Raw genomic sequence first — 8805 nt, 5'->3', positions numbered from 1 at the left:
GTATTGGCTTAGCTGTTCGACCAGCTGTGCAAAACCCTCAGACGTATTGGGGACCTCATAGCCTTGGTTCTGTGGTCGAACCCAAACGACGAGATTTGATTTGGATATATCGATACCGACCCAGGAAATCATGGCAAAACCCTCTTACACTCAGAAATGAGAGTGCTCTGGCTTTGCCCACGCTTGTGATTCGAGTGCCGCTCGTACAACTGTTCGGGCTTATGGGCCAGAGTAGAAAGGTAGATGGCAGCTTTGCTCCCACTCGTGCTTCAAGCACCGCGGACTCACAGCTTGCCATCTACCCCTCTCACCCCAGAGTTTATTCCCTTACTCAGACACAAGCGGGCTTGCCCGCGAAGGCGTCAGGTCAGCCAACTATGCAGCGGCTGACACATCGTTTTCGCGAGCAAGCCCGCTCCCACATTTGTTTCTGCGGTTGCCTATCATAAATAGCAAGCTAACTATTTTATTTGACATTTGCTGCCTAAGCAGTAATATCTCGACATACATTAACTGCCTAGGCAGCAAACGGTGCTCAGATGAAGCATTTCACCCCAGACGAATTCCACAAGTGCCATCTCGGCATGCTGCTCGGACGCGCCGCGCTGCTCAAGGACCGGATCATCGATACCCACATGGAGCCCGTCGGCATCACGGCCGCGCAGTTCAAGGTGTTGATCATCATGGCCCAGCACGGCATCGACACACCTGCCGAGCTGTGCCGCTACCTGTCCCTGGACAGCGGTTCGATGACCCGCATGCTCGATCGCTTGCAACAGAAAGGTTTCCTCGCTCGTCAACGTTCGGTGGATGACCGCCGGCAAGTGCTGCTGGTGCTGACCGACGCCGGCCAGGCCCTGGCGGATCGACTGCCGGTGATCGGTGCCGACGCCATGAACCAGTTGGCCGGCGCCATCAGCCGCGAGGAGCTGCAAACCCTCGAACAGATTCTCAAGAAAATTCTGCTTGCCGCCGGTGATCCCATCACCGTGCTGCGGTTGGGGGACAAATGAAGCGTAAGACCTTGCGTACTCGCCTGAGCCTGGTATTGCTCGCCATGAGCCTGGCCGGTTGCGCCAACTACAGCGGCCTGAAGACCGAAGGCGTCAGCCTCGAGGCCCAGAGCCTCAAGGCCGGGCAATCGCTGAACGGTGTCAAGTTGTCACCGGCCGCATGGCCGAAAAGCGATTGGTGGAAAAGCCTGGGCGACCCGCAGCTCGACGGCTTGATCCGTGAAGCCCTGCGCGACAGTCCGGACATGCAGATCGCCAGCGCCCGGGTGCACCAGGCCAGTGCCGCCGCCTACGCTGCCAATGCGGCGCGCCTGCCCACCCTGGATGCCAGCGGCGGTGTCAGCCGTTCGCGCCTGTCTCGCGACGAGGACCCGGCGGGCGAGGGCGGTGCCTACAGCACCTTGCGCACGCTGGGGGTTAACTTCAATTACACCTTCGATCTCTGGGGTGGCCAACGGGCCGCCTGGGAAGCCGCGCTGGGCCAGGCCCGTGCCGCCGAGATCGACCGCCAGGCAGCGCAACTGACCCTGGCCGCCGATGTGGCCCGGGCCTACAGCGACCTGGGCCAAGCCCACATCATTCGTGACCTGGCGGCGGAAGACCTCAAGCGCACCCGGCAGATGCTCGACCTGAGCAAGCGCCGCCTCAGCGCGGGGATCGACAGCGAGTACCAGTTCCAGCAGACCGAAAGCCTGGAAGCCAGCGCCGATGCGACCCTGATCGACGCCGAGAAACGCCTGCAAAGCGCCAAGATCGCCTTGGCGGTGCTGCTGGGCAAGGGCCCGGACCGAGGCAGTGAAATCGCCCGGCCCAACGTGCTGCAATCGAGCGCGGTCGCCTTGCCGTCGAACCTGCCGGCCGAGTTGCTGGGTCGTCGCCCCGACCTGGTGGCCGCCCGTTGGCGGGTCGAAGCGGCGAGCAAGGACATCGAGGCCGGCAAGACCAACTTCTACCCCAACCTCAACCTGAGCGCGGCGGCGGGGGTGCGGTCACTGTTGGGCGATGCGATGTTCGGCTCGCCCAGCCGTTTCTTCAATGTGGCGCCGACGGTCTCGCTGCCGATCTTCGATGGCGGACGCCTGCGGGCTGACCTGGACGCCCGCGACGCCGACTACGACCTGGCGGTGGCGCAGTACAACAAAAGCCTGGTCCAGGCCCTGGGGGATGTCAGCGACACCATCAACCAGTTGCGTGACATCGCCCGCCAGATCGGTGCCCAGCAACATGCCACTGATATCGCCCAAAGCTCATACGACACCGTGGTCCAGCGTTACGGCTCGGGCATCGGCAATTACCTGGACGTGCTGAGCATCGAGCAGCAATTGCTCCAGGCCCAACGTCAATTGGCGAACCTGAATGCCGAGCAGATCGACCTGTCGATCCAGCTGATGCAGGCCCTGGGCGGTGGTTTCGAACCCCAGGCCCTGGCCGCCGCCACACCGGCCTCTGCGCCGAATAACTGATTCGAGGGACTTGTCATGGCCACTGCCGACACTACGCAACCTACCCAAAACCCGCAGGACAACGGCAACCCGCGCAAGCGCAAGGTCATGTTGCTGGCCCTGGCGGTCATCGTCATCCTCTGCGGCCTGGGCGTCTGGGCCTGGCACGAGCTGTACGGGCGCTGGAACGAAAGCACCGACGATGCCTACGTGAACGGCAACGTGGTGGAAATCACGCCGCAGGTCACCGGCACCGTGGTGAGCATCGGCGCCGACGACGGTGACCTGGTGCGCGAAGGCCAGATCCTGGTGCAATTCGACCCGAACGATGCCGAAGTCGGGCTGCAGAGTGCCCAGGCCAACCTGGCCCGCACCGTGCGCCAGGTGCGTGGCTTGTACAGCAACGTCGACGGCATGCGCGCACAGGTCAATGCCCAGGAAGCCGAGGTGCAGAAAGCCCAGGAGAACTACAACCGGCGCCGCAACCTGGCGGCCGGCGGGGCGATCTCCCAGGAAGAGCTCTCCCACGCCCGGGACGACCTGACCTCGGCGCAAAATGCCCTGGCCAATGCCCGGCAGCAACTCAAGACCACCAGCGCCCTGGTGGATGACACCGTGGTGTCGTCCCATCCCGACGTGCAGTCCGCCGCCGCGCAACTGCGCCAGGCCTTCCTCGCCAACGCCCGCAGCACCTTGATCGCACCGGTCACCGGCTACGTCGCCAAGCGTACCGTACAACTGGGCCAGCGGGTGCAGCCGGGGACGGCGTTGATGGCGGTGATCCCGCTGGACCAGTTGTGGATCGACGCCAACTTCAAGGAAACCCAACTGCGTGACATGCGCATTGGCCAACCCGTGGAAATCGAGACCGACCTTTATGGCAGCGATGTGAAATACAGCGGCACGATCGACAGCCTGGGTGCCGGCACTGGCAGCGCGTTTGCCCTGTTGCCGGCGCAGAACGCCACGGGTAACTGGATCAAGATCGTCCAGCGGGTGCCGGTGCGCATCCATGTCAATGCCCAGGAGCTGAGCGAGCATCCCTTGCGGATCGGCTTGTCGACCCTGGTCAACGTCAACCTGCACGATCAGAGCGGCCCGGTCCTGGCTCAACAGCCTCCGCAGAAGGCCACCTTCAGCACCCAGGTCTACGACCGCCAATTGGCCGATGCCGACGCGATGATTGCCCGGTTGATCCACGAGAACAGCGCCGCCGCCAGCAAGACGGTACAGCGCTAGTCTTTGATGGCGCGCTCCCACGGGCAATGGTGATGAACACCGATCCTGCGAGCGCCCAGGCCCAATGTGGGAGTGGGCTCGCTCGCGAATGCGCAGTGTCAGGCAGCAATTATTGAATGTGGAATCGCCTTCGCGGGCAAGCCCGCTCCCACAGGTTCTGTATCTGTGTCTTGAGTTGGACGATTCCGCCACCTTCGCTTCATAGGGTTTCGCAATGAGCAATAACGCGTCCTTCACACCGCCCAGCCTGTTGCTCAGTACCATCGGGCTGTCGCTGGCGACGTTCATGCAAGTGCTCGACACCACCATCGCCAACGTGGCCTTGCCGACCATTTCCGGCAACCTGGGGGTCAGCTCGGAGCAGGGCACCTGGGTGATCACCTCGTTCGCGGTGAGCAACGCCATCGCGCTGCCATTGACCGGTTGGTTGAGCCGCCGGTTTGGCGAGGTAAAGCTGTTCCTGTGGGCGACGATGCTGTTCGTGCTCGCTTCCTTTCTATGCGGTATCTCCACCTCGATGCCCGAGCTGATCGGCTTTCGCGTGCTCCAGGGCCTGGTGGCCGGGCCGCTGTACCCGATGACCCAGACCTTGCTGATTGCCGTGTACCCGCCGGCCAGGCGGGGCATGGCCTTGGCGTTGCTGGCGATGGTCACGGTGGTGGCGCCCATCGCCGGTCCGATCCTGGGTGGCTGGATCACCGACAGCTACAGCTGGCCGTGGATTTTCTTCATCAACGTCCCCATCGGTGTTTTCGCGGCGATGGTGGTGCAGCAGCAGCTCAAGGCACGTCCGGTGGTGACCAGTCGCCAGCCGATGGACTACGTCGGGTTGATCACGCTGATCATTGGGGTCGGCGCGCTCCAGGTGATCCTCGACAAGGGCAACGACCTGGACTGGTTCGAGTCGAACTTCATCATCATTGGCGCGTTGATTTCGGTGATCGCCCTGGCGGTGTTCGTGATCTGGGAAATGACCGACCGCCATCCGGTGGTCAACCTGCGGTTGTTCGCCTATCGCAACTTCCGTATCGGCACCATCGTGCTGGTGGGCGGCTACGCCGGGTTCTTCGGCATCAACCTGATCCTGCCGCAGTGGCTGCAGACCCAGATGGGCTACACCGCCACCTGGGCCGGGCTGGCGGTGGCGCCCATCGGTATCCTGCCGGTGCTGATGTCGCCCTTCGTCGGCAAGTACGCCCACAAGTTCGACCTGCGCCTGTTGGCCGGGTTGGCGTTCCTGGCCATCGGCCTGAGTTGCTTCATGCGGGCCGGCTTCAACAACGAAGTGGACTTCCAGCACATCGCCCTGGTGCAGTTGTTCATGGGCATCGGCGTGGCGCTGTTCTTCATGCCGACGCTGAGCATCCTGATGTCGGACCTGCCGCCGCACCAGATTGCCGATGGCGCCGGGTTGGCGACGTTCCTGCGGACCCTGGGCGGCAGCTTCGCGGCGTCGCTCACCACCTGGATCTGGATCCGCCGGGCCGACATGCATCATGCCTACCTGAGCGAGAACATCAGCACGTTCGAACCCAGTACCCGCGAGGCCCTCAACCAGCTCGGCGGCGCGAGCGCGCCGGCGTATGCCCAGCTCGATCAGATTCTTACCAGTCAGGCGTACATGCTTTCCACCGTGGATTACTTCACGTTGTTGGGGTGGGCGTTCATGGGGTTGATTGTGTTGGTGTGGTTGGCGAAGCCGCCGTTTGCGGCGAAGGCGGGGCCGGCTTCGGCGGGGCATTGATTCGCAAGTGAAACGCGATCTCAAGTGTGTAGATGCTATTCACTCGAAATCATCGTGGCGAGGGAGCTTGCTCCCGCTGGGCTGCGCAGCAGCCCCTTTGTGAGTGCTTCGCACTCAAGCGGGAGCAAGCTCCCTCGCCACAGGGGAATTCAGGTTGGGTCAGGTGCTGGTAGTTGCGGCGGCGGGGCAAACCCGAACGGCGCCAACGCAAACCCTTGTTCATCCACCTGCAGCGCCCAGCCTTGCTTGTCCCAATCCCCCAGCACGATGCGTCTCGCTGCATGTTCGCCGAGTTGCAGCTTGTGGATGGCGGGGCGGTGGGTGTGGCCGTGGATCAGGGTCCGTACGCCGTACTGCTGCATGATCCGCGGGATTTCCTCAGGCGTGACGTCGACGATGTCATTGGCCTTCATCCGCGTCTGTGCCCGGCTTTCGCTGCGCAGTTTACGCGCCAGTTTCTGCCGGCTGCCCAAGGGCAGGTGGCGCAGAATGAACAGCGTGACCGGGTTGCGCAGCCAGCGCCGCAGCTTCATGTAGCCTTCATCGCGGGTGCACAGGCTGTCGCCATGCATCAGCAGCACCGGTTCGCCGTTGAACTGCACGACACTCGGGTCCTTGACCAGGGTGCAACCAGCGGCCTTGCAGAAGGCCTGCCCCAGCATGAAGTCGCGATTGCCGTGCATCAGGAAGATGGCCGTGCCGCTGTCGCTCAACGCGCGCAGGGCCTGGCAGATGGAGCGCTGGAACGGGGTCATGGCATCGTCGCCGATCCAGGCTTCGAAAAAATCGCCCAGGATGTACAACGCTTGCGCCGAACGGGCGCGGGTGGCGAGTAAATCCAGAAACGCCCGGGTGATGTCCGGGCGCTCCTCTTCCAGATGCAAATCTGAAATCAGCAGTATCACTCAATGATCTCGGCTTTCTCGATGATCACGTCTTCTGCCGGGACGTCCTGGTGGCCAGCCTTGGACGTGGTGGAAACGCCCTTGATGCTGTCGACCACGTCGGTGCCTTCGATCACTTCACCGAACACGGCATAGCCCCAGCCCTGTACGGTCTTGGCGCTGTGGTTGAGGAAGCTGTTGTCAGCCACGTTGATGAAGAACTGCGCGGAGGCCGAATGCGGCTCCATGGTGCGGGCCATGGCAATGCTGTACTTCTTGTTCGGCAGGCCGTTGTCGGCTTCGTTCTGGATGCTTGGGCGCTTGTCTTTCTTTTCCTTCATGCCCGGCTCGAAACCGCCGCCCTGGATCATGAAGTTGCCGATGACGCGGTGGAAGACGGTGTTGGTGTAGTGACCGGCCTGGACATACTCGATGAAGTTGGCGACGGTCAGCGGCGCCTTTTCTTTGTTCAGTTGCAGAACGATGTCACCGTGGTTGGTGGTCAGTTTGACTTTGCTCATGATCGCTACTCTTTCTAGGAATTCTTGGGTTTTGGGGCCGTGAGGCCCGCAACCGGTCTGGCTATGATCGGCCAGGCTGGGCAGTTTAGCCTGCCAGGCACGAATTTCGAGGCTGTTTTTCATCGGGTCGTCGATTAAATTCAATCGTTTGCCGGCCTGGCCTGTCAGGTGCTTGACAGCATCGGCTATGATACGGGCTTTGATTTATCAGGCCGCACCCGGCCGCGCACTTGTCTGTTCAAGGATCCTATGAGCAAGCCCACTGTCGACCCTACCTCGAATTCCAAGACCGGCCCGGCCGTGCCGGTCAATTTCCTGCGCCCGATCATCCAGGCGGACCTGGATTCGGGTAAGCACACACAGATCGTCACCCGTTTCCCGCCGGAACCCAACGGCTACCTGCACATCGGCCATGCCAAGTCGATCTGCGTGAACTTTGGCCTGGCCGAGGAGTTCGGTGGCGTCACGCACCTGCGTTTCGACGACACCAACCCGGCCAAGGAAGACCAGGAATACATCGACGCGATCGAAAGCGACGTCAAGTGGCTGGGCTTCCAATGGTCCGGTGAAGTGCGCTATGCCTCGCAGTATTTCGACCAACTGCATGACTGGGCGGTGGAGCTGATCAAGGCCGGCAACGCCTATGTCTGCGACCTGACCCCCGAGCAGGCCAAGGAATACCGTGGCAGCCTGACCGAGCCGGGCAAGAACAGCCCGTTCCGTGACCGCAGCGTGGAAGAGAACCTCGACCTGTTCGCCCGCATGCGCGCCGGTGAGTTCCCGGACGGTGCGCGGGTGCTGCGCGCCAAGATCGACATGGCCTCGCCGAACATGAACCTGCGCGACCCGATCATGTATCGCATCCGCCACGCCCATCACCACCAGACCGGCGACAAGTGGTGCATCTACCCCAACTATGACTTCACCCACGGTCAGTCGGACGCCATCGAAGGCATCACCCACTCGATCTGCACCCTGGAATTCGAAAGCCATCGTCCGCTGTACGAGTGGTTCCTCGAGCACCTGCCCGTGCCGGCCAACCCGCGCCAGTACGAGTTCAGCCGCCTGAACCTGAACTACACCATCACCAGCAAGCGCAAGCTCAAGCAACTGGTGGACGAGAAGCACGTCAACGGCTGGGACGACCCGCGCATGTCGACGCTGTCGGGCTTCCGGCGTCGTGGCTACACGCCCAAATCGATCCGCAATTTCTGCGAGATGGTCGGCACCAACCGTTCCGACGGCGTGGTGGACTTCGGCATGCTGGAGTTCAGCATCCGTGACGACCTCGACCACAGCGCCCCGCGCGCCATGTGCGTGCTGCGTCCGCTGAAGGTGGTGATCACCAATTACCCGGAAGGCCAGGTCGAAAACCTCGAGCTGCCGTGCCACCCGAAAGAGGACATGGGCGTGCGCGTCCTGCCGTTCGCCCGGGAGATCTACATCGACCGCGACGACTTCATGGAAGAGCCGCCAAAGGGCTACAAGCGCCTGGAACCGGCCGGTGAAGTGCGCCTGCGCGGCAGCTACGTGATCCGCGCCGACGAAGCCATCAAGGACGCCGACGGCAACATCGTCGAGCTGCGCTGCTCCTACGACCCGGACACCCTGGGCAAGAACCCGGAAGGGCGCAAGGTCAAGGGCGTGATCCACTGGGTGCCGGCTGCCGCCAGCGTCGAGTGCGAAGTGCGCCTGTACGATCGCCTGTTCCGCTCGCCGAACCCGGAGAAGGCCGAAGACAGCGCCAGCTTCCTGGACAACATCAACCCTGACTCCCTGCAAGTACTCACCGGTTGTCGTGCCGAGCCATCGCTGGGCAACGCACAGCCGGAAGACCGTTTCCAGTTCGAGCGCGAAGGTTACTTCTGCGCGGATATCAAGGACTCAAAACCCGGTCGTCCGGTCTTCAACCGTACCGTGACCTTGCGTGATTCCTGGGGTCAGTGATCAAGTCTTAAGGGA

General features: G+C 62.3%; 7 protein-coding genes. 5 read left to right on the top strand and 2 right to left on the bottom strand.

Going from position 1 to position 8805, the window contains the following annotated elements:
* Nucleotides 1–539 precede the first annotated feature (539 nt).
* The 4 genes from AD664_RS25770 (at nt 540) to AD664_RS25755 (ending at nt 5438) form a co-directional block, all read left to right on the top strand.
* Nucleotides 540–1013 carry a MarR family winged helix-turn-helix transcriptional regulator gene (locus AD664_RS25770; RefSeq protein ID WP_053151236.1) on the top strand — a complete coding sequence of 158 codons (474 nt, stop codon included), beginning with the start codon at nt 540–542 and terminating at the stop codon, nt 1011–1013.
* Nucleotides 1010–2476: an efflux transporter outer membrane subunit gene (locus AD664_RS25765; protein ID WP_053151233.1), complete on the top strand. Its 1467-nt coding sequence runs from the start codon at nt 1010–1012 to the stop codon at nt 2474–2476. The genes AD664_RS25770 and AD664_RS25765 overlap by 4 nt, the downstream gene beginning before the upstream one ends.
* A gap of 15 nt (nt 2477–2491) precedes the next feature.
* Entirely contained in the window at nt 2492–3694 is a 1203-nt protein-coding gene (locus tag AD664_RS25760; RefSeq protein ID WP_053151230.1) for an efflux RND transporter periplasmic adaptor subunit, read from the top strand.
* A 214-nt stretch (nt 3695–3908) separates the two neighbouring features.
* A complete protein-coding gene (locus AD664_RS25755; RefSeq protein WP_042731773.1) occupies nt 3909–5438 on the top strand; it encodes a DHA2 family efflux MFS transporter permease subunit in 1530 nt (509 codons plus the stop codon).
* 149 nt (nt 5439–5587) lie between these two features.
* Here AD664_RS25755 and lpxH read toward each other — a convergent pair whose 3' ends face one another.
* Together lpxH and AD664_RS25745 are read right to left on the bottom strand one after the other, a co-directional pair.
* A complete protein-coding gene (gene lpxH, locus AD664_RS25750; protein ID WP_053151228.1) occupies nt 5588–6343 on the bottom strand; it encodes a UDP-2,3-diacylglucosamine diphosphatase in 756 nt (251 codons plus the stop codon).
* A complete protein-coding gene (locus AD664_RS25745; RefSeq protein ID WP_042732373.1) occupies nt 6340–6843 on the bottom strand; it encodes a peptidylprolyl isomerase in 504 nt (167 codons plus the stop codon). Before AD664_RS25745 ends, lpxH begins: the two co-directional genes overlap by 4 nt.
* Before the next feature lie 249 nt (nt 6844–7092).
* Here AD664_RS25745 and AD664_RS25740 point away from each other — a divergent pair, with 249 nt between their 5' ends.
* On the top strand, nt 7093–8790 hold the full coding sequence (locus AD664_RS25740) for a glutamine--tRNA ligase/YqeY domain fusion protein (RefSeq protein ID WP_042732374.1): 1698 nt from the start codon (nt 7093–7095) through the stop codon (nt 8788–8790).
* The last annotated feature ends 15 nt before the right edge of the window (nt 8791–8805 follow it).

This window comes from Pseudomonas sp. P97.38, assembly GCF_001269745.1.
Lineage (GTDB): Bacteria > Pseudomonadota > Gammaproteobacteria > Pseudomonadales > Pseudomonadaceae > Aquipseudomonas > Aquipseudomonas chlororaphis_E.
The sequence above is the reverse complement of the archived record's forward strand: the minus strand, read 5'-3'. Positions and strand labels throughout refer to the sequence as shown.